Origin of the sequence: Streptomyces sp. NPDC006235 (assembly GCF_040613735.1) — a bacterium.
In the GTDB taxonomy this organism is placed as follows: domain Bacteria; phylum Actinomycetota; class Actinomycetes; order Streptomycetales; family Streptomycetaceae; genus Streptomyces.
The window spans coordinates 272,534-298,561 of sequence record NZ_JBEXSR010000003.1; the positions used below are offsets into that span (position 1 = coordinate 272,534).

24 protein-coding genes and 1 pseudogene are annotated in these 26,028 nt (G+C 70.7%); 14 read left to right on the forward strand and 11 right to left on the reverse strand.

The window, feature by feature from the left end; all coding sequences use genetic code 11:
* Window positions 1-147 precede the first annotated feature (147 nt).
* The 3 genes from ABZ192_RS05345 to ABZ192_RS05355 all read left to right on the forward strand — a co-directional run bounded on the left by ABZ192_RS05345 (window position 148) and on the right by ABZ192_RS05355 (window position 2,059).
* A complete protein-coding gene (locus tag ABZ192_RS05345) occupies window positions 148-567 on the forward strand; it encodes a phage holin family protein (RefSeq protein ID WP_356923187.1) in 420 nt (139 codons plus the stop codon).
* Entirely contained in the window at window positions 564-968 is a 405-nt protein-coding gene (locus tag ABZ192_RS05350; RefSeq protein WP_356923188.1) for a DUF3618 domain-containing protein, read from the forward strand. Before ABZ192_RS05345 ends, ABZ192_RS05350 begins: the two co-directional genes overlap by 4 nt.
* A gap of 404 nt (window positions 969-1,372) precedes the next feature.
* On the forward strand, window positions 1,373-2,059 hold the full coding sequence (locus tag ABZ192_RS05355) for an antibiotic biosynthesis monooxygenase (protein ID WP_356923189.1): 687 nt from the start codon (window positions 1,373-1,375) through the stop codon (window positions 2,057-2,059).
* A gap of 42 nt (window positions 2,060-2,101) precedes the next feature.
* Here ABZ192_RS05355 and ABZ192_RS05360 read toward each other — a convergent pair whose 3' ends face one another.
* Entirely contained in the window at window positions 2,102-3,931 is a 1,830-nt protein-coding gene (locus ABZ192_RS05360; RefSeq protein ID WP_356923190.1) for an endonuclease/exonuclease/phosphatase family protein, read from the reverse strand.
* A gap of 306 nt (window positions 3,932-4,237) precedes the next feature.
* Here ABZ192_RS05360 and ABZ192_RS05365 point away from each other — a divergent pair, with 306 nt between their 5' ends.
* The 7 genes from ABZ192_RS05365 (at window position 4,238) to ABZ192_RS05395 (ending at window position 12,768) form a co-directional block, all read left to right on the forward strand.
* On the forward strand, window positions 4,238-5,656 hold the full coding sequence (locus ABZ192_RS05365; protein ID WP_356923191.1) for a hypothetical protein: 1,419 nt from the start codon (window positions 4,238-4,240) through the stop codon (window positions 5,654-5,656).
* Between the two features lie 171 nt (window positions 5,657-5,827).
* Entirely contained in the window at window positions 5,828-7,270 is a 1,443-nt protein-coding gene (locus ABZ192_RS05370; RefSeq protein WP_356923192.1) for an alkaline phosphatase PhoX, read from the forward strand.
* A gap of 361 nt (window positions 7,271-7,631) precedes the next feature.
* Window positions 7,632-9,215 (forward strand): TROVE domain-containing protein, encoded by a 1,584-nt coding sequence (locus ABZ192_RS05375; RefSeq protein ID WP_356923193.1) that lies wholly within the window; start codon window positions 7,632-7,634, stop codon window positions 9,213-9,215.
* Between the two features lie 109 nt (window positions 9,216-9,324).
* Window positions 9,325-9,966: a GntR family transcriptional regulator gene (locus tag ABZ192_RS05380; protein WP_356923194.1), complete on the forward strand. Its 642-nt coding sequence runs from the start codon at window positions 9,325-9,327 to the stop codon at window positions 9,964-9,966.
* 36 nt (window positions 9,967-10,002) lie between these two features.
* Window positions 10,003-11,061 (forward strand): 1-aminocyclopropane-1-carboxylate deaminase, encoded by a 1,059-nt coding sequence (locus tag ABZ192_RS05385; RefSeq protein WP_356923195.1) that lies wholly within the window; start codon window positions 10,003-10,005, stop codon window positions 11,059-11,061.
* A 207-nt stretch (window positions 11,062-11,268) separates the two neighbouring features.
* Window positions 11,269-11,673, forward strand: coding sequence for a VOC family protein (locus ABZ192_RS05390; protein ID WP_356923196.1), 405 nt, complete (start codon window positions 11,269-11,271; stop codon window positions 11,671-11,673).
* 57 nt (window positions 11,674-11,730) lie between these two features.
* A complete protein-coding gene (locus tag ABZ192_RS05395) occupies window positions 11,731-12,768 on the forward strand; it encodes a LacI family DNA-binding transcriptional regulator (RefSeq protein WP_356923197.1) in 1,038 nt (345 codons plus the stop codon).
* A gap of 721 nt (window positions 12,769-13,489) precedes the next feature.
* Here the strand turns inward: ABZ192_RS05395 and ABZ192_RS05400 are convergent.
* Window positions 13,490-13,978, reverse strand: coding sequence for a MarR family transcriptional regulator (locus ABZ192_RS05400; RefSeq protein WP_356923198.1), 489 nt, complete (start codon window positions 13,976-13,978; stop codon window positions 13,490-13,492).
* Between the two features lie 179 nt (window positions 13,979-14,157).
* Between ABZ192_RS05400 and ABZ192_RS05405 the strand changes: the two genes are divergently transcribed.
* Together ABZ192_RS05405 and ABZ192_RS05410 are read left to right on the forward strand one after the other, a co-directional pair.
* Window positions 14,158-14,703, forward strand: a complete 546-nt coding sequence (locus ABZ192_RS05405; RefSeq protein WP_356923199.1) for an SDR family NAD(P)-dependent oxidoreductase — start codon at window positions 14,158-14,160, stop codon at window positions 14,701-14,703.
* A 227-nt stretch (window positions 14,704-14,930) separates the two neighbouring features.
* Window positions 14,931-15,572: an NAD(P)H-dependent oxidoreductase gene (locus ABZ192_RS05410; protein ID WP_356923200.1), complete on the forward strand. Its 642-nt coding sequence runs from the start codon at window positions 14,931-14,933 to the stop codon at window positions 15,570-15,572.
* A gap of 601 nt (window positions 15,573-16,173) precedes the next feature.
* Here the strand turns inward: ABZ192_RS05410 and ABZ192_RS05415 are convergent.
* Window positions 16,174-16,680 (reverse strand): annotated as a pseudogene (locus ABZ192_RS05415) (transposase); the annotation flags it as partial.
* A gap of 45 nt (window positions 16,681-16,725) precedes the next feature.
* Between ABZ192_RS05415 and ABZ192_RS05420 the strand changes: the two are divergent.
* Together ABZ192_RS05420 and ABZ192_RS05425 are read left to right on the forward strand one after the other, a co-directional pair.
* Window positions 16,726-17,304, forward strand: coding sequence for a helix-turn-helix domain-containing protein (locus ABZ192_RS05420; RefSeq protein ID WP_356923201.1), 579 nt, complete (start codon window positions 16,726-16,728; stop codon window positions 17,302-17,304).
* Window positions 17,305-17,386: 82 nt separating this feature from the next.
* A complete protein-coding gene (locus ABZ192_RS05425; protein WP_356923202.1) occupies window positions 17,387-18,295 on the forward strand; it encodes an alpha/beta hydrolase in 909 nt (302 codons plus the stop codon).
* Window positions 18,296-18,341: 46 nt separating this feature from the next.
* On the opposite strand, the gene ABZ192_RS05430 is transcribed toward ABZ192_RS05425, so the two are convergent.
* The 8 genes from ABZ192_RS05430 to ABZ192_RS05465 form a co-directional block, all read right to left on the reverse strand.
* Window positions 18,342-19,553, reverse strand: a complete 1,212-nt coding sequence (locus tag ABZ192_RS05430; protein ID WP_356923324.1) for a TerD family protein — start codon at window positions 19,551-19,553, stop codon at window positions 18,342-18,344.
* Between the two features lie 64 nt (window positions 19,554-19,617).
* Window positions 19,618-19,839, reverse strand: a complete 222-nt coding sequence (locus ABZ192_RS05435; protein ID WP_356923203.1) for a hypothetical protein — start codon at window positions 19,837-19,839, stop codon at window positions 19,618-19,620.
* A gap of 97 nt (window positions 19,840-19,936) precedes the next feature.
* Window positions 19,937-20,926: a zinc-dependent alcohol dehydrogenase family protein gene (locus ABZ192_RS05440; RefSeq protein WP_356923204.1), complete on the reverse strand. Its 990-nt coding sequence runs from the start codon at window positions 20,924-20,926 to the stop codon at window positions 19,937-19,939.
* A complete protein-coding gene (locus tag ABZ192_RS05445) occupies window positions 20,923-21,774 on the reverse strand; it encodes a carbohydrate ABC transporter permease (RefSeq protein ID WP_354739251.1) in 852 nt (283 codons plus the stop codon). The genes ABZ192_RS05440 and ABZ192_RS05445 overlap by 4 nt, the downstream gene beginning before the upstream one ends.
* Window positions 21,771-22,712 (reverse strand): sugar ABC transporter permease, encoded by a 942-nt coding sequence (locus tag ABZ192_RS05450; RefSeq protein ID WP_356923205.1) that lies wholly within the window; start codon window positions 22,710-22,712, stop codon window positions 21,771-21,773. The genes ABZ192_RS05445 and ABZ192_RS05450 overlap by 4 nt, the downstream gene beginning before the upstream one ends.
* A complete protein-coding gene (locus tag ABZ192_RS05455; RefSeq protein ID WP_356923206.1) occupies window positions 22,709-24,082 on the reverse strand; it encodes a sugar ABC transporter substrate-binding protein in 1,374 nt (457 codons plus the stop codon). The genes ABZ192_RS05450 and ABZ192_RS05455 overlap by 4 nt, the downstream gene beginning before the upstream one ends.
* A gap of 76 nt (window positions 24,083-24,158) precedes the next feature.
* The gene (locus ABZ192_RS05460; protein WP_356923207.1) at window positions 24,159-24,926 is read right to left on the reverse strand and encodes a DeoR/GlpR family DNA-binding transcription regulator; all 768 of its coding nucleotides are present in this window, start codon (window positions 24,924-24,926) and stop codon (window positions 24,159-24,161) included.
* Between the two features lie 290 nt (window positions 24,927-25,216).
* Complete coding sequence (locus ABZ192_RS05465; protein WP_356923208.1) at window positions 25,217-26,026, reverse strand: NAD(P)-dependent oxidoreductase; 810 nt, start codon at window positions 26,024-26,026, stop codon at window positions 25,217-25,219.
* Between the last annotated feature and the right edge of the window lie 2 nt (window positions 26,027-26,028).

The following is a 26,028-nucleotide window of genomic DNA, read 5'->3' on the forward strand; positions in this document are numbered from 1 at the left end:
AGGGGTGCTTTGTGCTTTCCGGCGCCGTCGGCTTCAGGGAAGCCAGGCAGGCCGTCTGCGGGGCGGCGCTGCGGGCTAGCGCTGCAGGGGTAGCGGGTGACGGGCCGGGTACTCGGGGGTTCCTACTTCGAGAGGAGGCGGAACACCGTGACGGGGACCATCGATCATCGGGCCGTGCACGACGAGCGCCACTCCGTGGGCGAGCTCGTCTCACAGGCCGCGGAGCAGCTCTCCCGGCTCGTGCGGCAGGAAGTGGCTCTGGCTAAGGAGGAGCTGGCCGAGAAGGGGCGGCGTGCGGGGCGTGGCGGTGGGCTGCTCGGTGCGGCGGGCGCCGTCGCCTACGCCGGGCTGCTCGCGCTGGCCGGGACGGGGGTCGCTGCCCTCTCGCTGGTGCTGCCCGTCTGGGCTGCCGCACTCATCGTGACGGGGGTGCTGTTCGTGATCGCGGCCGTGCTGGGCGCTGCCGGCCGGGCGCAGTTGCGCCGGGCCACGCCTCCCACGCCTGAGGAGGCTCTCGGCAGTGTCAGGGCGGACGTGGAGGAGATCAGGGAAAGGGCGCATCGATGACGGACGCGACGGGTGGGGCCAAGGGGCCCGATGAGCTGCGGCAGCAGATCGAGCGGACCCGTGGTGAGCTCGGGAACACGGTGGAAGAGCTGGCGGGGAAGGCGGATGTGAAGGGGCGTGCGCGGGCGCGGGCGGCCGATCTCCGGGACAAGGCCGGGGCGATGACGGTGCAGTTGCGGAGCAGCGCCGCGCAGGCCGGTCACACGGTGCACGACAAGGCGACGCATGTGACGCATGCGGGGCCTCGGCCGGTGCGGGGCGTTGTCCGGGCCGGGGTGAAGCATCCCAAGCCGGTGCTGGTCGCCGGGGCGGCTGCGGGGGCTGTGGTGGTGACGGTCGGGGTGCTGCGGCGTCGGCAGCAGGCCGCGCACGGGCCTGTCTGGCGTCTTGTGCATCGCTGAGCGGGGTGGGGGCGCGGGCGCCTGACGCCGGGTGGTGGGTCGGGGCCGCGCCGGGGCGTGTCCGTCCTCGGAACGGCGCGACGGGCTTGCGAACCAACTAACTCCCCGTTGACGCGCCAACCGCTGCGGGCGGACAACCCCCCGGCACGTCCCCTTCCGTGCGTGCGCGGGTGCGGGCGCACTCAGCTGCGGGCAGTCGTGCCTCCCCCAGTGCCTTAAGGGCCTGGGAGGTGCCCCCAGGCGGCACGGGTGGGCGCAGCGGCACCCCGCTCCGCCGGGCTGCGGACCCACCCGACTCCAGCGGTAGCCCGCCGGGCTGCGCAGCAACCCTCGCTTGACCTCAAGCTTGGTCGAGGTTGAAAGGTGGGGTGCGCAGCAACCGGCGCATACGACTGGAGTGTTCAATGAGCCGTCGAACCGAGCAGCCCCCCGACCTCACCGACCCCCGGATCGGTGCTCCCTTCTTCAGTACCTGGCGAGTCGGTACCCCGGAGCGGCAGCAGCAGACCGTTGAGGCGATCGCGCGGACGTGGGAGCGGCGGCCGTGGCCCGCCGGCGATCTGCTGGGGTACCACGTGTACGCGGGACACGACGGGTCCACGCTGATGCACCACTCGCAGTGGAGCCACGAGCAGGCCTACGAGGCATTCGTCAAGACGCATCGGCAGGAGCGGGTCGACGAGATCGACACCGCCGTGCCGGGGATCGAGCGGGTGGGGCTCGGGCGGTACCGGCGGTGTCGCAGCCGGGAGCGGAACGTCGGGGACGTGCGGACGCCGGGACTGATCGTCACCGTGCGGATCGACTTCGAGGAAGCGGCCGGGGAGCGGCGCGAGGAGTGGGTCGATCTCGTGCTCAAGGCCCTGGCTGACGACCCGGAGGGGGACGCCGGGCTGATCTCCGCCCATTTCCATCTGAGTACCGACGGCGGGCACGTGCTGAACTACGCCGAGTGGGAGAGCGACCAGGCCTACGACATGTCCTTGGCGGCGCCCGGGACCGACACGTGGGAGCGGGTGCGGACGTACCCGGGGGTGCAGGGGGTGAGCGGGAGCCGGTATCGGCATGCCCTGGGGCTCATCCCCGGGTGAGGGGCCGGCTGCACCGAAGGTCCAGCCGGCCCCTGGCCGGGGTTACGGGCGGAAGCGCAGGACCTGCGGGTCGTGGTCGCTGATCTGGTCGTTGAACTCCGCGTTGACGTGCACGCTGTCGTATGCGAAGTCGCAGTCGCGGCGGATCGACGGGCTGATCAGGATCTGGTCGAGGACCTGGCTGTTGCCCTGGTAGACGTAGGAGTAACGCTCGCTGCGGGGGAGCGATTTGATCGCCGACCAGAGTTCGCCGCGGCCTTCGAGCAGCTTCGCGGTCTGCGAGAACTCGAAGTCGTTGATGTCGCCCAGGGCGATGACGTCCGCGTTCTTCTGGGTGTCGAGGATGTCCTTGACGAAGGCGTTCACCAGCGTGGCCTGCCGGTGGCGCTGGGTCTCGGAGCTGCGGGCCGGCGGCTGGTACTGGGAGGTCAGGCCCTGGTCGCCGCCCTTGGAGTTGAAGTGGTTGGCGATCACGAAGACCGTCCGGCCGCGGAAGGCGAACTCGCCGGCCAGCGGCTTGCGGCTGTTCTTCCAGGCCTCGTCGGCGGGGGCGATCCGGCCGGGGCTGAGCGTCAGGTGCGCCTTGCCGCGGATCTTCGTCACGCCGGTCGCCGTCGTGGCGTCGCCGCCCGCGCGGTCCGTGAAAGAGACCCGCTCCGGGTTGAACAGGAACGCCTGGCGGATGTTGCCGCCGGGCTCGCCGCCGTCCGTGTCGTCGGCCGGGTCGATCGAGCGCCAGTCGTACTTCGGGCCGCCGGCCGCGACGATCGCGTCGATCAGCTTGGTCATCGTCTGATCGGCGGCGACCGTACCGTCGTTCTTCGCGCCGTTGTTGTCCTGGATCTCCTCCAGGGACACGATGTCCGGTGACTTCAGGTTGTTCACGATCGCGGACGCGTGCTCGGCGAAGGTGTCGTCGGTCGGGTCGAGGTTCTCGACGTTGTAGGTGGCGACCGCGAGTTCGGAGGAGCGCTGCTTGCGCGTCGTCTCGCGCTTCAGGCCCGCGGACTTGAGCGTGCCGAGTTCGCTCGCGACCAGGGTGTAGCCGCCGAACTGGTTGTAGTCCAGCGGGCCCGCCGTCGTGCCGGCGAGGGTGTCGCCGACGTTCGCCTTCGGGAAGTCCGCCGTCGCGCCGAGGGACTGGATCTGCAGGCGGCCGGTGTTCTGGGCGTCGTAGGAGCCGTAGACCGTGCCGCCGTGGCGGTTGCGGTTCTCGTGCGGCTTCACCGTCACCCAGAGTTCGGTGTACGGGTCGGTGGCGCCCACGACCCGGGTGTCGGTGACGCGGACGGTCATGCCCTCCAGTGCCTCGTAGTGGTCGAGGGCGTACTTCGAGGGCTTGAGGGGGAGGGCGTTGATCGAGCCGTTCGCCGTGGTGTCGCCGGCCGGCGCGTAGGCGGCGGGGACCGACTTCGCGTCGATCGTCGTGGTGGCGGGGAGCTGGTTGCCGCTGGAGACGACCGTGGTCGTCGGCTTGGTGATCTCCGTCAGCGACTGGTTGCCGGAGGCGGTGCCGCCGGGGACGTACTCCGAGACCGTGCCGCTGACCGTGACGGAGTCACCGACGGCGACCCCCTTCGGAGCGGAGCTGGTGAAGACGAAGACGCCTTCGCTGGTCGCCGGGTCGGCGTCCGGGTTCGGGTCCTGGACCCAGAAGCCGCGCGACGAGCCGTAGGTCCGGATGCCGGTGACGATTCCGGCCACGTCCGTGACCTGCTGACCGGCGTACGGCGATATCCGGGTGCTGCCCTGGATGTCGTGGATGCGGACCGAGTCCGCGTGGGCGGGTGTGGTGAGGACGATCGTGGATGCCGCGGAACACACGGCGGCGACGGTGAGCGCGGCGAGGCGCGCGGACGACTTGCTCGGCAACGGGAATCCCTCCGGGGACGTGACAGGGCGCCGGGACGAGGGTGGAGCGTGGACTGTCTGCCGCTACCTGTGGGGCGGGCGGTGTGACGCGCGTAGAATCCGGTGGACCGGCAGGCCTGTGGGGCTGGCCCGGTGAACAGGTGTCCGCCGACTTCTACGCGCGTCAATCTCCAGCCTGCTCAGGGCACTTGTCAAGGTTTCGGCCATGTACAACACCTGACGGGGACATGAAGTAGGCGGCATGGGTGTAAATCCGTCTAGGCTGAGCGGCTGAGTCGTATGAGGCGCCGCTAGGAGAAACAGCCGATGTCAGACAGCTCCCCCCTGCCGCCGGTGCGGCTGACTTCCGAAGCGGAGCTGGCGCGCGACGCGCTGTCCACGCCGTTGCTGTCCCGTGCCGCCCGGCTGGCCCGCTGGGCCGGGCCTCAGACCCGGGTCGACGCCGGGGGAGGGCTCGTCGACGAGCAGTTGCCCGCGGCCGCCGAGGTGCTCGGCCTGAGCGGGGACGACGCCGCCGCCGACGCCAGTGAGGCGTGGCGCGTGGCCGTGGACACCGGGCTCGTCGAGATCGTCGACGAGGAGGAGGGCACCGTCACGGCGGGCGAGGACCTCGCGCTGCTCACCGGCGGCTCGCCGCAGGACGTGCTCGCGGTGTGGCTCGCGGCCCTGGAGACGGTGCTCGCCGACGCGAGCGTGCCCGACCTGGACGGTCTCGTCGCCGAGGACGGCGAGGTCGACCTCTCCGCCCTCGACTGGGACCCGGAGGCCGAGGCCGAGTTCCTCGACGGCGTGCTCGGCAACCTCTACGTGCTGACCGCCGGCGAGGACACGCCCGCCGAGGCACCCGTGCCGCTGCCCGCGCTGGCCGCGTCGGTGATCGTGCCCAGCGACATGGGCGAGCCGACCAACGACGTCCTCGAGCAGGTGTCCGACGCGATGATGCGGCTGGACGACCAGTTCCGGATGCTGGAGCCGGTGGGCCTCGTGGCCTACCAGCCCGTCGACGAGGCGCTCATGGCCGAGGCCGACGAGGAGCCCGCCGCTCCCGTCGACGACACCGACGTCTCCCGGTACGGCATGGTCCGGCTCACCCCGCTCGGGCTGTACGGCCTGCGGGCCCGGCTGCTGGAGGCCGGGTTCGAGGCGCCGGCCGTCGGGGACCTCGCGGACAAGGGAGCCGACGCGCTGCTCGACGGCACGGCGGCGTTCCCGCCGGGTGCTGCGCAGGCCGAGACGGAGCAGTGGCTCCAGCGGCGGGAAGCGCTCGCCGCGGCACGCGAGCTGCTGGCCGCGGCGCGGGGCGCGGATGCCGGGGCGCCGTTGCGGCGGTTGCGGTGTCAGCAGGCCCTGTCGCTGGTGGGTGCTTCGGCCGAGCCGGCGTTGCGGGAGGTGCTCGATGACGCCGAGCTGGGCGGGCTCGCCCGGGTGTGGCTCACCGAGCACGGTGCGGCTGATGTGCCCGCGCCGTCGGAGGCGATGGTCTATTGGCTGACCATCGATACGGTGGCCGCTCAGCTGGCCGCCGAGGGGAACTCCGAGGAGTTGCGGGCGTTGGTCGAGGGGCTTGCGCGGCAGCACGGTGGGTTCTTCGAGGCTGTCTGGCGGGTGGATCATCCCGCTACGGCTGATGTGCTGGAGGCGATGGGGCGGTTGCATCCGGACAAGAAGGTTGCGAAGGAGGCGCGGAAGGCTGCGTTCAAGGCGCGGTCGCAGCAGGGGGGCTGAGTTCGTATTGCGGGTGCGGGTGCGGGTGCGGGTGCGGGTGCGTTGTGGCTGGTCGCGCAGTTCCCCGCGCCCCTTAGGGCGGTGTTCAACCGGCGTTCATGGATGAGCGGGACGGTGTTGCCGAACGAGGTCCGCCACCCTCCACGGCAACCCCCCGTCTCAGGAGACACCATGTCGCTCACCCGCAGGGACTTCGCCAGAAACTCCGCGATCACCGGTGCCGGTGTCGCGCTGGCGGGCAGCGCCGGCGCCCTCGCCACGGCGCCGAACGCCCTCGCGTCCTACGACACCGACAGTGCGGAGGGCGCGGCGGACACCCGGCACGGGGTCGGCTACGGGCCGCTCGTACCGGACCCCGAGGGAATCCTCGCCCTGCCCGAGGGCTTCACCTACCGCATCATCACCCACAGCGGTAAGACCAAGCTGGAATCCGGCGAGTTCACGCCGTCCAACCACGACGGCACAGCCACCTTCGACGGCCCCCGCGGCACCACCCTGCTCGTCAACAACCACGAGCTGAAGGGCCCGCGCGCCAACTGGAAGTACCCGGTGCCGCTCACCGAGGGCCTCGTCTACGACCCGGCCGCCGCCGGTGGCTGCACGGTCGTCGAGATACGCCCCGACGGACGGGTCGCCGAGTGGGTCGGCATCGCGGGCACCTCCACCAACTGCGCCGGTGGCAGTACGCCGTGGGGCACCTGGCTCACCTGCGAGGAGAACTCCGACAGGGCCGGCGTCAACGGCATGACCAAGGACCACGGCTACGTGTTCGAGGTCGACCCGAGCGACCGGCGCGCCAACCGGAACCCCAAGCCGCTGAAGTTCTTCGGCCGCTACGACCACGAGGCCGTCGTCATCGATCCCAAGCGCGGCCACGCCTACCTCACCGAGGACGCCGCGGGCCCCAACGGCCTCTTCTTCCGCTGGACCCCGCCCAAGGGCTTCGCGTACGGACCCGGAAAGTTCCGTGAGCTCGCCGACGACGCCGGTGTCCTCCAGGCGCCCAAGTGCTTCGACTCGGGCGGGAAGTTCGTCGACGACCTGTCCCGCGCCACGAAGACCGGCACCGTCTACGGCGTCGACTGGGTGGACGTGCCCGACCGTGACGCCCGTACGACCCCCGTGCGCAAGCAGTTCGCCGCCGACGAGGTCACCCGCGCCCGCAAGCTGGAGGGCATGTGGTGGGGCGACGGGGGCGCCTACATCGTCTCCTCGTACGCCCGTGAGGAGAGCCCCGCCCAGCATGACGGGCAGGTCTGGTTCTACGACCCCAAGCGCCGGACGCTGACACTGAAGGTGCTGCTCGGTGTGAACCCCGACCCGTCCCGGGACGGCGCGTTCGACGGTCCCGACAACATCACCGTCTCCCCTTACGGCGGCATCGTCCTGGCCGAGGACGGCGAGGGCGTCTCGCACCTCTTCGGCGCCACCGAGAGCGGCCGCACGTACCCGATCGCCCGCAACGACCTGAACGTCGGTACCGAAGAGGAGCCGGAGTACAGCGAGTTCGCCGGTGTCACCTTCTCGCCCGACGGCAAGACCCTTTACGCCAACATCCAGAACCCGGGCATCCTGCTCGCCATCACCGGCCCGTGGAAGCGGCAGAAGCGGTAATTAATTCACTCGCAGTGCCCGCGCTGCGCCTCCTACAGTGAGATCACAACGTCACGCACCTCCCGGTGCGATGGCAGCGGCTACTTCTCTTCCAAAGAATCCGACGCCGCCGCCGACTTGATCTCGGGAGGCGCAGCATGGGGTGGGTGCCCGGTGCGCAGGCAGCGGTTACTTCATTTGATCGGAATGTCGCGGGTTCGAATCCCGTCAGCGACTTCGGGTCGCTGTAGCTCAATCGGCAGAGCATCCGGATAAGTCCGTCGCCGACTTCTGTCCTCGGGCGCTCACCTTTCTCATGCGCGCTTCCCCCGGAAACCTCTCAAGCATTCGGGAACCTGTAAAGAATTCGGGGGAATTCATCATGGCGCGATTCAACAGCAAGGCGGCGCGGGCACGTCCCGTCTCCCGTGTGACCTCCACCGGGCGGGTGCTGCGCACCTACGAGGGCGGCCGGGGCCGCGAGCGTGACGCACGCTCGGAGCTCTTCCTGCTCGCCGTGTCCAACTTCGTTTCCCAGCAGACCTTCTACGAGACCGGCGCCGACCGCGACGACCGCTTCGCGAAGCTCGTGCGCGAGCTCGCCGTCACCGACCCGGCGTGGACGGCCGGCCTGCTCGGCTGGCTGCGCGGCGAGGGCAACCTGCGGACGGCCTCCGTCGTCGGCGCCGCCGAGTACGTCAAGGCCCGCCTGGACGCGGGCGCGACCGGCGGCCCGACCGGCCGGCAGGTCGTCGCCTCCGTGCTTCAGAGGCCCGACGAGCCCGGCGAACTGCTCGCGTACTGGACGGCGACGTACGGCCGTAACGTGCCCAAGCCGGTCAAGCGCGGCATCGCCGACGCCGTGCGCCGGCTCTACCACGGCAAGGCGCTGCTGAAGTACGACACCGCCTCCAAGGGCTACCGCTTCGGCGACGTCCTCAACCTCGTGCACGCCGCCCCGGACCCGGACAAGCCCTGGCAGGGCGAGCTGTTCCGCTACGCCCTCGACCGGCGGCACCACCCCGACACCGCGGTGCCGCCCGCGTCGGACCGTGTCCTCACCGCGCACCGCGAGCTGATGGCGCTGCCGGTGGCGGAGCGGCGCGCGGTCGTGACCGCCGAGGGCGGCGCCGAGCGACTGGCCGCGGCCGGGATGACGTGGGAGACGCTGGCGGGCTGGCTCCAGGGGCCGATGGACAAGGCGGCCTGGGAGGCCGTGATCCCGTCCATGGGCACCATGGCGCTCGTGCGCAACCTGCGGAACTTCGACGAGGCCGGGGTGTCCGACGAGGTCGCCGAGCGGGTCGCCGCGCGGATCAGCGACCCGGCCGAGGTCGCGCGCTCGCGGCAGTTCCCCTTCCGGTACCTCGCCGCGTACCAGCACGCGCCGTCACTGCGCTGGTCGTACGCGCTGGAGCGGGCGCTCGGCCACTCGCTGGCCAACGTGCCCGCGCTGCCCGGCCGGACGCTGGTGCTCGTGGACCGCTCGGGCTCGATGTTCTGGTCGCGGCTGTCCGACCGCTCGGAGCTCAACCGCGCCGACGCCGCCGCGATCTTCGGTACGGCGCTCGCGCTGCGGGCGGAGCGCGCCGACCTGGTCGAGTTCGGCTCGACGAGCGACCGCGTGAAGTTCCGCAAGGGCGAGTCGGTGCTGAAGATCCTCGGCCGCTTCGGCGACTTGGGCGGCACCGACACCACCGAGGCGGTGCGCCGGCACTACCGGAAGCACGACCGGGTGCTGATCGTCACCGACGAGCAGTACACGCACCACCACCGGGGTGACCCGACCGAGCAGGTCCCGGCCGACGTGCCGGTCTACACCTGGAATCTCGCCGGGTACCGGGCGGGCCACGGCCCGTCGGGCACCGGGAACCGGCACACCTTCGGAGGACTGACGGACGCGGCTTTCCGGATGGTTCCGCTGATCGAGGCCTCGCGGGACGCCGACTGGCCCTGGGCGGTCTGACTGACCCTGGGCGGTCTGAGGAGCCGTGGCCCGCACCGCGAGGGGAGTGCGGGCCACGATCTCTTCCGGGGGCTTGTTCTCACGGAGGCTGACATCTAACATTTCAGTTATGGAGGCCATCCGGCCCGTGCCCCGGACCCTGCTCAGGGACCGAGCGTACGAGGCGATCCGGGACGCCATCGTGGCCGGGGAGATCAAACCTGGTGCGGTGGTGCGGGACGCCGAGCTCGCGGAGCGGCTGGGGCTGTCCCGGGCGCCGGTACGGGAGGCGTTCTCCCGGCTGGTGGACGAGGGGCTGCTGGAGAGCAAGCCGCAGAGCTACACGCGGGTGACCCCGCTCGTGGCCTCCGACGTCAGGGACGCCGCCGCCGTGGTCGGCGCCATGCACGAGCTCGCGACGCGGGTCGCCGTGCCCCGGCTGGGTGCCGCGGACATCGAGGCGATGCGTGCCGCCAACCAGCGGTTCGCCGCCGCCGTCCGCACCGGAGACATGGACGGGGCCCTGCGCGCCGACGACGCGCTGCACGACGTCCTCGTCCGGGGGAGCGGCAACCGCGCCGCCGCCGCGACCGTCGCCCGCTACACGCCGCTCATCCGCCGCCTGGAGCGACAGCGCTTCGGCGAGGGCGGCAGTTGCCGTTCGGCCGGGCTGCACGAGCGGCTGATCGAGGCCTGCGCGGCCGGTGACGTGGCCGAGGCGGTCCGCGTCACGGCGGAGATCTGGCGCGGGCTCGAAGAACTCGCCGACTGAGACCGATCGCCATCCCGTCCCGACCCGGGAGGACCCATGTCCCTTTCCCCGTCCCCTTCCCCCTCCCTGTCCCCTTCCCCGTCCCTTGCCTCGTACGAGCGTTACCCCCTGCTCTTCGGGCCCTCGCCCGTCCATCCCCTGGAGCGGCTCACCGCGCACCTCGGCGGCGCCGCCCTCTGGGCCAAGCGAGAGGACTGCAACTCCGGTGTCGCCTACGGCGGCAACAAGACCCGCAAGCTGGAGTATCTGGTCGCCGACGCGCTCGCGAAGGGCTGCGACACGCTCGTGTCGATCGGCGGGGTGCAGTCCAACCACACCCGCCAGGTCGCGGCGGTCGCCGCCCGGGCCGGGCTCACGTGTGTGCTGGTGCAGGAGAGTTGGGTGGACTGGCCCGACGCCGTGTACGACAAGGTCGGCAACATCCTGCTCAGCCGCCTCGCCGGAGCCGACGTACGGCTGGTGAAGGCCGGGTTCGGGATCGGGTTCAAGGAGAGCTGGGAGCAGACCCTCAGGGAGGTCGAGGAGGCGGGCGGCAAGCCGTACGCCATCCCGGCCGGGGCTTCCGACCATCCGCTCGGCGGCCTGGGTTTCGCCGGGTGGGCGTACGAGGTCGCCGAGCAGGAGCGTGAGCTGGGTGTCTTCTTCGACACCGTGGTCGTGTGCTCGGTGACCGGCTCCACCCAGGCCGGCATGGTCACCGGGTTCGCCGCGCTGGAGGAGGCGGGCGGGCGGCCCCGGCGCGTGCTCGGCATCGACGCCTCGGCGAAACCCGCCGCGACCCGTGGGCAGGTCGCCCGGATCGCGCACAGCACCGGGCAGCTCATCGGCCTCAAGCGTGAGGTGACGGAGTCCGACGTCGAGCTCGACGAGCGGTACCACGCGGGCACGTACGGCATCCCCGACGAGTCCACCCTGGCGGCGATGCGGCTCGCGGCCCGGACGGAGGGGATGGTCACCGATCCCGTCTACGAGGGGAAGTCCATGGCCGGGATGATCGACCTCGTCTCCCGGGGCGAGATCGGCCGCGATTCCACAGTCCTCTATGCCCACCTCGGCGGACAGCCGGCGCTGAACGCGTACAGCGCGCTGTTCTGATCAGTGAGTGTGGGGAGCTTCGTCGTAGCGCTGCGCCGGCTGGGCCGGGCTTCTCGTCTGCCGGGGTGCGGTGGTGGAAGGCTGCGGGTGCGTCGTGGTTGGTCGCCCAGTTCCCCGCGCCCCTGACGGGGCGCGGTCCTCCGCGGGAATCACCCGGCCGGCACGTGGGTTGTCAGCGGTTGACCGAGCCTTCGAAGGAGCCCCCCCATGCCCGACGAACCAGCCGTGCGAGAACTCCGCCTGGTCGTGACCGCGGACGACTACGACGCCGCGCTGCACTTCTACCGGGACGTGCTCGGCCTGACCGAGCAGGGCGCGTTCGCGTCGCAGGACGGGCGGGTCACGATCCTGGAGGCCGGGCGGGCCACGCTGGAGCTGACCGACCCGAACCACGCCGCCTTCATCGACGAGGTCGAGGTGGGGCGGCGGGTGGCCGGGCGCGTCCGGGTCGCCTTCCAGGTGGACGATTCCGTCGCCGTCACGGCGAAGCTGGCCGCCGCCGGAGCCGAGGTGGTCGCCGAGCCCACCCGCACCCCCTGGAACTCCCTGAACTCCCGACTCGAGGCCCCGGGCGCCCTCCAGCTGACACTGTTCACCGAGCTCGATGCCTGAGGGGCCCGCGCGGTCGCCCCTGCCGGGCGGGGTCCCCGGCCGGATAAAGTGCTCAGCATGTGGACCGACGATCAGCGGGCGGAGCCGGGTGCCGAGCGGCCCGGCGGTGCCCGGCGCCGGGCCACGATCCACGACGTCGCACGACTGGCCGGGGTGTCACGGCAGACGGTCTCCCGGGCGGTCAACGACAAGGGTGAGATCGACCCGGCCACCAAGGAACGGGTCCTGGAGGCGGCCCGGCTCCTGGACTACCGGCCCAGCCGTTTCGCGCGCGGACTCGTCCAGAAGGGCGCGGTGACGGCGGGCCTGGTCATCCCGGACCTGCGGAACCCCTTCTTCCCCGAGGTGGCCGCCGGGGTGCTGGAGGCGGCGGAGCAGCGCGGCTGGCAAGTGGTCGTGTGGGACTCCCGGATCGACGAGGCCAGGGAGCGGCAGGCGCTCGACGTGCTCTCCCACCAGGCGGACGCGGTCGTGGGCTACTTCAAGGACCCGGACGACGTCCTCACCAAGCACCTCGGAGGCGTGCCGCTGGTGCTGCTGGAGCGCGGCCCGCAGCAGACCCGGTTCGCGGCCGTGGGCATCGACGCCGCCACCGGAGTCGAGCAGGGCCTGGACCACCTGTTCCGCGCGGGGCACCGCAGGATCGGCATGCTGGACGGCGTGCATGGCCCCGGCCCGCGCAGGCTGGCCTTCCTGGAGCAGGTGCGGCGGCTCGGACTGCCGGTCGACGAGGAGTGGGTCGTGGTGTGCCCGGAGCACAGCGTCGCTGGTGGCGAGGCCGGCATGGAACGGCTCCTGGCGGCGCGGCCCGAGATCACCGCGGTCTTCGGCTTCAACGACCTGATCGCGGTCGGGGCGATGCGCACCGCCCGCCGCCATGGCCGGAGTGTTCCGGACGACCTGGCGGTGCTGGGCTTCGACGGCCTCTCCCTGGGTGAGCTGGTGGAGCCCGCCCTGACCACCCTGCACATCGACAAGCGGCAGCTGGGACGGCTGGCCGTGGAGCAGGTGGCCCGGCTGTGCGCGGGTGAGGAGCCGCTGCGGGGCGCGGACGCGTGGGTGGTGCCCGAGCTGGTGGTCCGCGCCTCCGCCTGACCTGCCCGGCCTTGGTGGTCCGTGCCTTCGCCTGACCTGCCTGGCCTTGGTGGGTCCGCGCATCCGCCTGACCCACCCGAGCGGGGCCGGGCGGACCGTTCGTGCAGCTCCCTTGACACCGGTTTTCGGGCGCCTCGATACTCGACGGCAACGCTCACGTGAACGTTCACGAGGTCGTGAAACCCCCACCGCCACACCGTCGGCCCCACCACCACGCGCCCGCCGACATCGTTGTCTTCCCTTCCCTCACCAGCGGAAGCCCGACTACTCGCTGGTGATGGCCGGCGCGCTGATGAGTGTCATCCCGCTGATCGTCGTATTGTCATCGGGTACTCGTCGCATTCCCGCGCGTATCCAGCTGACGTCGCGTAGCCCTTGCCGAAGTGCTTCCCGCAGTTGTAGGTAGAGCGGTTACGGTTCAGCCCCCGGCGTTTACTGTCCCAACAGGCGCGTCAGCGCGGGGCGTGCCCGTTTTAGTCACGCGACCGCGTTTCATGCATTTTTTCGGCAGCGCGTAAGCATGACGCCCACCGAATTCCGCCGCCTGTCGCAAGGATGAGTGCCGAACCGTCTTCGATAGTTCTTGACCCGGCGGGGGCTGAATGCCCCCGCTCGACACAGGGGGGACGCCGGCGCCGACGCTGGAAGTGGGAGCGCCACCGGCACCCCCACCTGGACGGGCGTGATCCCCGTACGTCTCCAGAGAGGAACAGCACGTACCTCAGTTTTTGACAGTGCCCCGCTGAGCGGTGAGCGCAACCCGGGTCAGGAGGTCTCGAAACTGGGCCCGCTGTTCTTCGCTCAACTCAACAAGCAGCCGCGCTTCAGCGGCCGCGACATCAGTTCGCATGCGCTGCAGTTGCGATCGGCCTTCGTCCGTCAGGATCACGTGGCGAGCTCGCCGGTCCTGCGGATTCGGGCGTCGCGACAGCAGACCCTGCCCCTCGAGGTCGTCGAGAAGGTAGGTCATCACCGTTCGGTCGAGACCGACCTGGCCGGCCAGTTCGAGTTGCGTGGGGGGTTTGTCCTCGGCCTCCGCCAATGCCATGAGCACCAAGTAGGCGCGTGATCCTCCGGGCAGCGTCTCCGAGGCGTCGGCTGCAGCGCGCCGGAGCGCCCCCGAGATCATGCGAATGGCCCAAACCAGGTCGTTGTCCAAGGCGAGGCACTTGGCACTGCTGCTCGCTCGGTCGCGGGGATCAGAGGACATCACGTCATCGTAGCACCTTTCCGCGCGATGACAGATAGTCTTTATCACAGAACATCTGTCTTGCGTAGCGCTCTGGGAAGGCGGGGTGGTCCAGCTCCGCGATGACGCAGCGGGTGGCGGGGTCGCGGCCCGACTATGGCAAGGGGGCGTGGCATGGCCGTCAGTAACGGGGTGACAGGGTGAAACGCCCCGGCTGCGGGGGGGGGGCGTCCGGGATCGGGCGGGCGATCGCCGGGGGCCTTGCCCGACGAGGAGCGTCCGTCGTCCTGCACGGCAGGGACGGCAGCCGGGGCGACGCCGTTGTGCAGGCGATCCAGGCTGACGGTGGTGTCGCTCGCTGCGTGGCCGCCGACTTGGCGGATTCCGACCAGGTTCAGCAGCTTGCTGCTGGCGTCGGCGACGTGGACATCCTGGTGCACAGCGCCGGCATCTACGAGTTCGTCCCGGCGACGCACACTGACGCTGCGAGTTTCGATCGGCAGGTCGCCGTCAATATGCGGGCTCCGTTCCTGCCGGTCGAGGGACCGGTGGCGAAGTTCGGCGGCACACGGCCGTGCTCGATGGGACGAACGCGCGAGGGCGCGCTGGGGACTCGACGAAATCGCCGATGCCGTCTGCCTTCTCCTCGGACCTTCGAGCAGCTGCGTCAACGGTGCGGTCCTCGCTGCCGATGGCGGCGAGCGCAGCGCCGGACGACGGTCCCGTTCATCGCGCCACGCCCCTGACCTCGCCGCCGTTTCGAGAAACGGCGGCGAGGACTTGGTGGCCGCGGGGGCCGCCGGGGACGCCTGTGGGGACGCGCCCGGCTCCCTCGGATCCGACTGGCGTTCGCCGCCAGCCTCCGGCGCCCACGTCATGCCGGATTATCAGCAGGGCCACTTTTCTTGCCCACAGATGTTCTGCCATGCATACTATCTGCATCGCAGCAGAACTATGTTGGAGGTACCGCACCATGCATCTGTTCCGTCTCGACGCGAGCATCCGTACCGAAGGATCGGTGAGCCGCGCCCTCGCCGACACCGCCGAGCAGGCGTGGCTCGCCGAGCACCCGGGCGGCGTCGTGACCCGGCGCGACCTCGGGGTCCAGCCGCTGCCCGGGGACGCGTGGACGGTGCTCGCCCACGAAACCGTCAACCCGGCCGCACCGGCCCCGGACGAGGCACGCGAGTTCCTCGACCGTCTCGGCGCGGAACTGCTCGAGGCCGACGCGTTCCTGTTCGCGGTGCCGATGTACAACTGGAACGTCCCGGAACAGGTCAAGACCTGGATCGATCTGATCCTGAAGCACCCCCAGGTGGGGATACACGGTGACCGGCCGCTCCAGGGCAAGCCGGCGCTCCTGACGCTGAGCCGAGGCGGCGGCTACGGGCCAGGCTCCCCCAGGGAGGGCTGGGATTACGCCACGCCCTACCTGCGCAGGATCCTGGCCGACGTCTTCGGCCTCGACCTGCAGATCGCCGAGGCGGAGCTGACGCACGCGTTCTGGAACCCGGAGATGGCGCACCTGCGGGGGCTGGCCGAGGAGTCGATGAAGACGGGACACGAGCAGGCCGCCGAGCACGGGCTGCGGATCGCCAAGCTGATCACGGCCTGACCGCCCCAGGGTCTGTCTCGTAGATCACCGCGGGCTGTGCGCGCCCGCCGTCATCTTCTTTGCGGTCCTGCAAGAGGGCTGTCGGCCTCCGGGCCCGGCATGGCTGTTCCCCCCTGTCGAGCGGATGACCTGGGGGGTGGTGTCACCGGGCCCGAGAGGCGCCGTCGCAGACGCGGATGAGAGGTCTGACTACCGCCTGGCCTGGTGCAACGCCGGGCCGTTTGCGGGCGGCAGGTCTGCATAACGTGGATGCGCGTACGGTGCCATTGCCCTGGCCGGCCCCGCACGAACCCGGTTCGGGAGAATGGGTTGCACGACATCGACGACGTGGGCGTCTTCCTCGGCCTGGACGTAGGCAGTGCTGGTGATCGTCGACCAGCCTGCCTGGCATCGAAGCCCTGCCCCTGACCGTCGCCCGGGACGCCGGCTGCGAAGTCGCCTTCCCCCGCGCGGCACCTCCCGCTTGCGAGGGACTCGCTGAGCTGGCGTCGCCGCCCAGAGGATCCCCTGGCGAGCGTTCCTCCGCCGCCTTGCGATGCATCCACGCGGACGGCCGCTCGCCACCGCACTGGTCTGCGAGACAGACAGACCCTAGAGGCGGGAAGGCTCGGTTGTCGCGTAGGAGGGCCCACAGGACACTGGCGCGCCGGCGGGCGAGCGCGATAACGGCCTGCATGTGCTTGCAGCCCTCACCGCGCTTCTTGAGGTAGAAGTCCCTGTTGCGGAGACGTCGGCCATAGCGCTTGGGCCGGTGCAGGTTGACGGTCCGACGAGCCGAGTCCCTCGGCACTGGCACCAGCCCCGCCGCGGAGGCCGGATGGCCTGTGTCCGGGTAGGTCGACAGGTCACCGGCGGCTACGACGAACTCTGCGCCGAGGATCGGGCCCATACCGGGCAACGATGGGATGATCTTGGCCTTGGGATGGGTGCGAAATGTCTCGCGGATCCGGCGGTCGACGCGCTTGAGCCGGTCATCCAGGCTCAGAACCTGGGCAGCCAAATCGGCGACGATCTGCGCGGTGACGTCCTCTCCGGGCAGCGAGGTGTACTGAGCTTGAGAAGCCCCCAGCGCCGTGGCGGTGACTACATTGGCGCTGCGGACGCCGCGGTTTAGCGTACGGAGAGGTTTCCCCGGTTCGTGAGGAGTGGCTGCATGGCGCAGGTCAGGACCATGCGGGCGGATGCTCGGCGCAACTACGAGCGGTTGCTGAACGTGGCCGTGGAGGCCTTTGCCGAGCACGGGGAGGGCGCGTCGCTCGACGACATCGCCAAGCGGGCCGGGGTCGGCTCCGGCACGCTGTACCGGCATTTCCCGACCCGGCACGCGCTGCTGGAAGCCGTGTACCTCGACCGTGTCGAGGCGATCGCGGCCCGGGCCGACGAGCTCGCGGCGGAACTGCCGCCGGGTGAGGCGCTGGGGGAGTGGCTGTACGAACTCGGCGCCGGGATGGTCCGGATGCGCGGCCTGCGGGCCCTGCTGGGCCCGGCCGTCACGCAGAGCGGCTCGACCGTGGCCACGGCCTGCGGTGACTCGGTGAGAAGCGCGGCGGGGCGCCTGGTCCGGGCGGCACAGGAGGAGGGCACGCTCCGGCGGGACGTCGACCCGATCGACGTCCTGCGACTGGCTCACGGCGTGTCGACGGCGGCGGAGCTGGCGGACGGGGAGGGCGGGCACATCCGGCGGTATCTGGCGCTGCTGACGGAGGGGCTGCGGCCTTCGGCGCGGAGCTGAGGGCCCGCTGACCGGCGCGGTGCCGTCGGTTTCTTCAGGAGTTCCGCGGGTACTCCGGCTCTCTCCTGCCCGACCGACACAGGTGGCGAGAACGATCGACAGCCCGGCCCGCAGGACGGCACACCGGTACGCGGACGTCGACGGGACACGCGTCTTCTACCGTGAGGCCGGTCCCCCCGACGCTCCCGCCGTACTGCTGCCGCACGGCTATCCGTCCTCCTCGTTCCAGTTCCGCGCCTTCATGCCGGCCCTGGCCGACCGGTGGCGGCTCATCGCGCCCGACTTCCCCGGCTTCGGCTACAGCGACACCCCGGACCCGGCCGGCTTCTCGTACACCTTCGACGGGTACGCCGGCTTCCTGGAGCGGTTCACCAGCGCGCTGAGGCTCCGGCGGTACGCCCTCTACCTGCACGACTACGGCTCGCAGATCGGGCTGCGGCTGGCGATGCGTGCACCTGAGCGGGTCGCCGCGCTCATCATCCAGAACGGGGACATCTACGAGGACGAGCTCGGCCCGAAGTACGGCCCGCTCCGGGAGTACTGGGATCACCCGACGCCCGAAGGGCGGGCGCGGCTGCTGGCGGCGGTGACCGAGGAGGGGCTGCGCGACGAGTTCGTCGGCGAACTCGACGAGCGGCTCGTCGAACGGGTCAGCCCCGACCTGTGGAAGCTGTCCTGGCCGCTGCTGGCCTCCCCGCAGCGCCGCGAGATCATGGCCGGGCTGATGGAGGGCCTGCGGGAGAACCTCGACTGGTTCCCGAAGTACCAGGCGTATCTGCGGGAGCACCGCCCCCCGACACTGATCGCCTGGGGCCCTCAGGACGGCTACATGCCCGAGGGCGCCGCACGTGCCTATCTGCGTGACCTGCCGGACGCCGAGCTGCACCTGCTCGACGGCGGGCACTGGCTGCTGGAGACCCACCTGGAGGAAGTCGTCGCTCTGGTGCGGGACTTCCTCGGCAGGGTGCATGTCCAGCAGCCGGCCCACTAGCTTCGGCAGATGCCGGCTCCGGCCCCTGGCTGCAGAGACTGTGTGGCTACAGAGACTGGGCCGCCGGCTTCACCATTCCCCTGACCGTGCGGGACTTCACGAAGTCGCCGATCGCCGTCATCTCCCACTCGCCGGAGAACTGGCGGATCAGCTTGGCCATCATCACGCCGGTCTGCGGCTCGGCGCTGGTGAGGTCGAAGCGGACCAGTTCCTCGCCGGTCGAGGCGTCCAGGAGGCGGCAGTAGGCCTTGGCGACCTCCGTGAACTTCTGGCCGGAGAAGGAGTTGACCGTGAAGACCAGGCCGGTGACCTCCTGCGGGAGGCGGCCGAGGTCGACCACGATCACCTCGTCGTCACCGCCGCCCTCACCCGTGAGGTTGTCGCCGGAGTGCTTGATCGCGCCGCCGACGATGGACAGCTTGCCGAAGTAGCAGCTGTCGATGTGGTTGCGCTGCGGGCCGTAGGCGATGACCGAGGCGTCCAGGTCGATGTCCTTGCCCCGGTACGCCGGCTCCCAGCCGAGGCCCATCTTGACCTGGGAGAGCAGGGGGCGGCCGCCCTTGATCAGGGAGACGGTCTGGTTCTTCTGGAGGCTGACGCGGCCCTTGTCGAGGTTGATCTTCCCGGCGCCGGGCGCGGGCGGCGGAGGCGTGGCCGGGGCGGGGGGCGCCGCGGGCGGGGTGACGGACGGGGCCGGGGGAGCCACCGGCGGCTGCGCCGGGGCCGGCGGCGGGGGCACCGGCTGGGCCGGGGCTGCCGCGGCCGGTTCCTCCACCGTGACTCCGAAGTCCGTGGCGATGCCCGCGAGGCCGTTGGCGTAGCCCTGGCCGACGGCCCGGGCCTTCCACTGGCCGTTGCGCAGGTAGATCTCCACGATCACCAGGGCCGTCTCGTCACCGAGCTGCGGGGGCGTGAAGGACGCCAGGACGGAGTTGTCGTCCGCGTTGCGGATCGTGGCGGTCGGTTCGATGCCCCGGAAGGTCTGGCCCGCGGCGTCCGGGCTGGCCGTGACGACGATCTTCTCGATGCCGGGCGGCACGGCCGCCGTGTCGACCACGATCGCGTCGGGCGCGGTGCCGCCGCCCGAGCGGTACGTCACGCCCGCGCCCGAAGGCTGGTTGTAGAAGATGAAGTCGTCGTCGGAGCGCACCTTGCCGTCGGCGGTGAGCAGCAGGCCCGATACGTCGAGCCGCACCGGGGCGGCGACGTCCACCGTCACGCGGGCGGCGGACAGGGGGATGTTCGAGCCGGGGGTCATAGCTGTCATGCCCCGTGAACGAGCGAGGTGGTTTTGCCGTTCCCTTACCTTGGGGCCAATCGGGTCAGCGGCGATTGCGGGGGTGGTCCCGGGCGGTGCGTTCGTTGCCCCGCTTGTAGTTGCCGGTCCAGCGGGCCATGACGAGCTGCGGGTCGGAGGTCTCCACCTCGGCGAGGAACTGGGCGGCCCGAGGGCCGTTCAGCGTGGTGGCGGGGCGGCCGTGGTGGGTGATGCGGACGGTTCCGCCCGGGTGCTGCTCGTAAGCGAATCCGTGGGGTCGTGGCATGCCGCGAGCGTACGGGGCGGGGGGCAGGCGCCCACCGAATTTCGCCTGCCCCCGCCCGCGGCGGTCCTTCTCCTGCCCCGCCCGCAGCAGGCGTTCCCTACGGCACGACCACGATCTTGCGGCCGACCCCTGACGCGAACTGCTCCAGCGCCTGCGGGTACCGCTCCAGCGGGATGCGGTCGCTGATGAAGATGTCGGGGTCGAGGACCCCGCCCGCGAACAGCTCGGCCGCGCGCTCGAAGCTGTGCAGCACCGCCATCGAGCCGGTGATGGTGATCTCCTGGTTGTAGATGCGGTACGGGTCGATCGTCACGCGGGTCGCGTAGTCGGCCACGCCGAACTGCAGGAACGTGCCGGCCTTCGCCACCCGGTCCAGGCCGTCCTGGATCGCCGCCGCGTTGCCCGTGGCGTCGACGACCAGGTCCCAGCCCTGAGGGCGGTCGAGTTCGTCCGGGCTCGCGGCCGACGCCGAGACGCCGAGGCGGCGGGCGGTCTCCAGGCGGGCCGGGTTCACGTCGACGACGTCCACGCTCGCCGCGCCCGTGCGCTTGGCCAGCTCCAGCATCATCAGGCCCATCGTGCCGGAGCCGTAGATCAGGACGTGCGCGCCGAGGCGGGAGCGGAGCACGTCGTAACCGCGTACCGCGCAGGACAGCGGCTCCACCAGGGCCGCGTCCTGCGTGCGGACGTGCTCGGGGAGCTTCACGCAGTTCGCCACCGGGGCGAGGGCGTACTTCGCCGCGCCTCCGGCCGTCGTGACGCCGATCGCCGCCCAGCGTTCGCAGAGGTTGTTGTGGCCGGTGCGGCAGTAGCGGCACTCGTAGCAGTAGAGGGAGGGGTCGACCGCGACCCTGTCGCCGACCGAGAGTTCCGTGACCTGGGTGCCGACCCCGACCACCTCGCCCGCGAACTCGTGCCCGGGCACGATCGGCAGCTTGGGGGCGAACTCGCCCTGGAGGATGTGCAGGTCCGTGCCGCACAGCCCGCAGGCCGCGACCTCGACGACGACCTCGCGCGGCCCTGGCGTCGGGTCCGGGACCTCGGCGACGACGGCCTTGCCCACGGACTCGATGACGGCGGCCTTCATTTGACGGCTCCCAACGACAGGCCCTGGACCAGCTTGTCCTGGGCGGCGAACCCCGCGGCGAGCACCGGCAGGGAGATGACGAGCGACGCGGCGCACACCTTCGCCAGGAACAGGCCCTGGCTGGTGATGAAGCCGGTCAGGAAGACGGGGGCGGTCTCGGCGACCACACCCGTGAGCACCCGGGCGAACAGCAGCTCGTTCCAGCTGAAGATGAAGCAGATCAGGGCGGTGGCGGCGATACCGGGGAGGGAGATCGGGGCGACCACGCGCGCCAGGATGGTGGGCAGCCGGGCCCCGTCCACCTTCGCCGCCTCGATCACCGCGACCGGGATCTCGGCGAGGAACGACTGCATCATCCAGACCGCGATCGGCAGGTTCATGGAGGTGTAGAGGATGACCAGCAGCCAGATGTTGTCGAGCATCCCGGCGTTCTTGGCGAAGAGGTAGATCGGGAGCAGGCCCGCGACCGCCGGCAGCATCTTCGTGGAGAGGAAGAAGAACAGCACGTCCGTCCACTTGCGGACGCGGTTGATCGACAGCGCGTACGCCGCCGGGAAGGCCAGCAGCAGGACCAGCAGGGTCGAGGCCACGGACGCGACCGTGGAGTTGATCAGCGCCGGCCAGGGGCTCGCGCCGCCGCCCGCGCCGAAGAACTCGCGGTAGCCGTCCAGGGTCAGGGCGGCGGCGAAGGACGGCGGGTTGGTCGCCGCGTCCTGCTCGGAGTGGAAGGACGTCAGCGCCATCCACGCGATGGGCAGGAAGAACGCGACGCCGAGCAGCCAGGCCAGCAGGCCAAGGCCCGCACCTTTGCCACGGACACGGCGGACACGCAGGGCGTTCGTGCTCATGCGCGGGACACCTCCTCGCGGAACAGGGACGACACCACGCGCAGGGCGAAGGTCGCGATGACGATCGAGCCGATGACCACCAGGACGCCCGCGGCCGAGGCGAGGCCGTTCTCATGGGCCTGGTAGAAGCTCTGGTAGACGGTGTAGGGGAGGTTGGCGGTGCCCAGGCCGCCGGATGTGATCGTGAAGACGGCGTCGAAGTTCTGGACGATGTAGATCGAGCCCAGCAGGGCGCCCAGTTCGAGGTAGCGGCGCAGATGCGGGAGCGTCAGGTGGACGAAGATCTGCCAGTCGCTCGCGCCGTCGACCCGGGCCGCCTCGATCTGCTCGTGGTCGCGGCTCTGCAGGCCGGCCAGCAGGATCAGCATCATGAACGGCGTCCACTGCCAGACGAGCGACGCCTCGACCGCGAGCAGCGGCGTGTGGGAGATCCAGTCGGGCTGTGGGCCGCCCACATAGTGCAACAACCCATTGAACAGGCCGTATTCGGGGTTGTAGAGCACATGTTTCCAGAGCAGGGCCGCCGCGACCGGTACCACCAGGAAGGGTGCGATCAGCAGCGTCCGTACGATGCCCCGGCCGCGGAACTTCCGGTCCAGGAGCAGGGCGAGGACGAGTCCCAGCACCAGGCTGGCCAGGACCACCGCCACCGTCAGCAGGACGGTCGTCCACACCGACTGGCGCAGGTCCGCGTCGGTGAGGACCTCCTGGTAGTTGCCGAGGCCCGTGAAGCGGCGGGCGTCGGGATAGAGGGAGTTCCAGTCGAAGAAGGAGATCACCAGCGTGGCCACGAAGGGCAGCTGGGTCACGACGATCATGAAGATCAGGGCGGGGAGCAGCGGGGCGCGGGTGGCCCAGGCGCGCAGCCGGGCGGAGGGCCGGCGGACCGGGGTGGGTGTCTCGGGAGCGGCCACGGGGGCCGTGGTCATGGCGGTCATCGTCCCTCGTACTCCTCGGAGATCTTCTCGGCGAGCGCCTGCGACTTCTTCAGGGCCGACTCGACGGACTGGCGTCCGGCGATGGCCGCGCTGATCTCCTGCGAGACCTTGGTGCCGAGGTCGGTGAACTCGGGGATGCCGACGAACTGGATGCCGGGCGCGGGCCGCGGCTGCACGCCGGGATCGTTGGGCCGGGCCCCCTCGATGGCCTCCTTGGTCATCTCCTGGAAGGCGGCGGCCTCCTTGCGGTAGTCGGCGTTGGCGTAGGTCGACGCCCGCTTGCCGGCCGGGACGTTGGACCAGCCGATCTGATCGCCGACCAGCTGCTCGTACTTCTTGCCGGACGCCCAGGAGACGAACTTCCAGGCGTCGTCGGAGTTGCGGGAGGCCTTCTGGATGCCCCAGGCCCAGGTGTAGAGCCAGCCGGAGGACTTCGTCTTCTCGACGGGGGCGGGGGCGTAGCCGACCTTGCCCTTGACCGGGGAGTTCGCCGCCTCCAGGGATCCGGCCGCGGAGGTGGCGTCGTACCACATGGCGACCTTGCCCTGGGTCATGTTGTTCAGGCACTCGGCGAAACCGGCCTGGGCGGCGCCGGACTCGCCGTGCTCGCGGACCAGGTCGACGTAGAACTTCGTCGCCTTCTCGAACTCGGGGGAGTCCAGCCGCGCCTTCCAGTCCTTGTCGAACCAGGTGCCGCCGAAGGTGTTCACGACGGTGGTCAGGGGGGCCATCACCTCGCCCCAGCCGGGCAGGCCGCGCAGGCAGATGCCCTTCATGCCCGGTTCGGCGCCGTCCGCCTTCGCCGCGAGGTCCGCCACCTGCTGCCAGGTGGGGTGCGCGGGCATCGTCAGGCCCTTCTTCTCGAACACGTCCTTGCGGTACATCAGGAACGAGGACTCGCCGTAGAAGGGCTGGCCGTAGAGCTTGCCGTCGCCGCCGGTGAGGGACTGGCGCATCGGCTTCAGGATGTCCTGCTCGTCGTAGGCCGGGTCCTTGGCCACATAGCCGTTCATCTCGTGCAGCCAGCCGTTGCGGGCGTAGATCGGTATCTCGTAGTTGGACAGCGTGGCGACGTCGTACTGGCCGGCCTGGTTGGCGAAGTCCTGGCTGATCTTGTCGCGGACGTCGTTCTCGGGCAGGACGGTGAAGTTGACCTTGATACCGGTCTCTTTGGTGAAGTGGGCGCGGGTGAGCTTCTGGAGCTCGACCATCTGGGGGTTGTTGACCATCAGGACGTTGATGGCGTCGCCGCCGGATCCGGCCCCGCCCGCGCCGACCCAGCAGCCGGAGAGCAGCGGGGCGAGCAGCGTCCCTGCGGCGGCCATGGCGAGCGTGGCTCGCGGTGGCCGTCGTCGGCTCTGGGTTCGCATGGATCGCTCCTGGATGTATGGGGATATAAGGGGCATGGCAGGGCGTGGCTGAGCCCTGGGGACGGGGATCGGTGGGTCAGACTCGGATGACCTGCGGTCCGAGCAGTGAGTAGCGATGGGCCTCGGCCGCGGGCAGCAGGGTGCTCGTCACGATCGTCTCCAGCGCGCCGACCTCGGCGAACCGGCAGAAGCTGACCGCTCCGAACTTGGTGTGCACGCCCGCGAAGACCGTGCGGCGGGCGGCCCGGATCGCCTGCGTCTTGACCTCGCTGACGGCCGGGTCGGGGGTGGTGAGGCCGTGTTCGCGGGAGATGCCGTTGGCGCCGATGTACGCGAGGTCGACCACGAAACCGGCCAGCATCTTCGTCGTCCAGTGGTCGACGGTGGCGAGGGTGCCGGAGCGGACCCGGCCGCCGAGCAGGAGGACGGACACGGTGTCGGTCCCGGCGAGGGCGCCGGCGACCGGGAGGGACGCGGTGACCACGGTCAGCGGCCGGTCCCGGGGGAGTGCCTCGGCGATGAGCTGGGGGGTGAAGCCCTCGTCGACGAAGACGGTCTCGGCGTCGCCGAGCAGTTCGGCGGCGGCGGTCGCGATGCGGCGTTTCTCGGGGACGTGGCTGGTGGCGCGGAAGGCGAGCGTCGTCTCGAAGCCGGCGCTCTCCACCGGGTAGGCGCCGCCATGGGTGCGGCGGAGCAGGCCGTGGTCCTCCAGGACGCGCAGGTCCCGCCGGACGGTCTCCTTGGCGACGCCGAGTTCGGCGGCGAGGGCGGTGACGTCGACGGAACCGCTCGCGCGGGCTGCACGGACGATTTCGCGCTGGCGTTCTTCCGCGGTTCTGGTCATGGCCGTCACCCGCCTTCCTGCTGTGCTGCCCGTTCGGGCCCTCGGCCGGGCCATGGGGGAAGTTCTACAGCGGGTGCTCTACGGGGACCAGGTCTGTTGCGGAAGTGTTCGTGCCCGGGTGTGCCCGTTCGGTCTTGGGGCTGCGCCGCGGGCCGGAGAGGGATCGTGGCCGTCCGCAGGTGCGTCGTGGCTGATCGCGCAGTTCCCCGCGCCCCTGAGGGCGCTGCCCGACTGGAGCCGGGCCGTGCCCGTTTCCTGCCCGCCCGCCCTCTCGCGACGACTCTTTCCGGTCAGTACGGCCAGATCGGCGGGTCCGTCGCGAAGTGGCCGCCGAGGTAGGCGTGCGCCTCGTTCTCCGGGTCCAGCTCGCCCTGCTCGGCGATGAGCTTCTCGGCCCACGGCTCGGAGTCGTCCTGCGGCTCGTAGCCGAGCGCCCGGGCTGTGGTGAGGTCCCACCACAGCCGGGTGTTGGCGGAAGAGCCGTGGACGACCGTGTGGCCGACGTGCTCGGCGGTCAGGGCCGCGTGGAAGAGACGGGCGCCGTCGGCGGGGCTCATCCACACCGAGAGCATGCGCACGCTGGTCGGCTCGGGGAAGCAGGAGCCGATCCGCACCGAGACCGTCTCCAGGCCGTGCTTGTCCCAGTAGAGCTGCGCGAGGTCCTCACCGAAGCACTTGGACAGGCCGTAGAAGGTGTCCGGGCGGCGGGGGGTGTCGACCGGGATCAGGGGGTCGTCGCCCTGGGGGCGCGGGGTGTAGCCGACGGCGTGGTTGGAGGAGGCGAAGACGATCCGGCCGACGCCCTCCTCGCGGGCGGCCTCGTAGAGGTGGTAGGTGCCCTCGATGTTCGCCTTGAGGATCTTCTCGAACGGGGCTTCCAGGGAGATGCCCGCGAGGTGGATGATCGCGTCGACGCCGCGGACCGCCTCACGCACGGCGTCCCGGTCGGCGAGGTCGGCGGTGATCGCGTCCGGCGCGCCCTCGATCGGGCGCAGGTCGAGCAGGCGCAGCTCGTAGCCGTAGTCCGGGAGCAGCTCCCGCATCAGGGTGCCGAGGCCACCGGCGGCGCCGGTGAGCAGGACGGTGCGGGGAGCGGGCATCC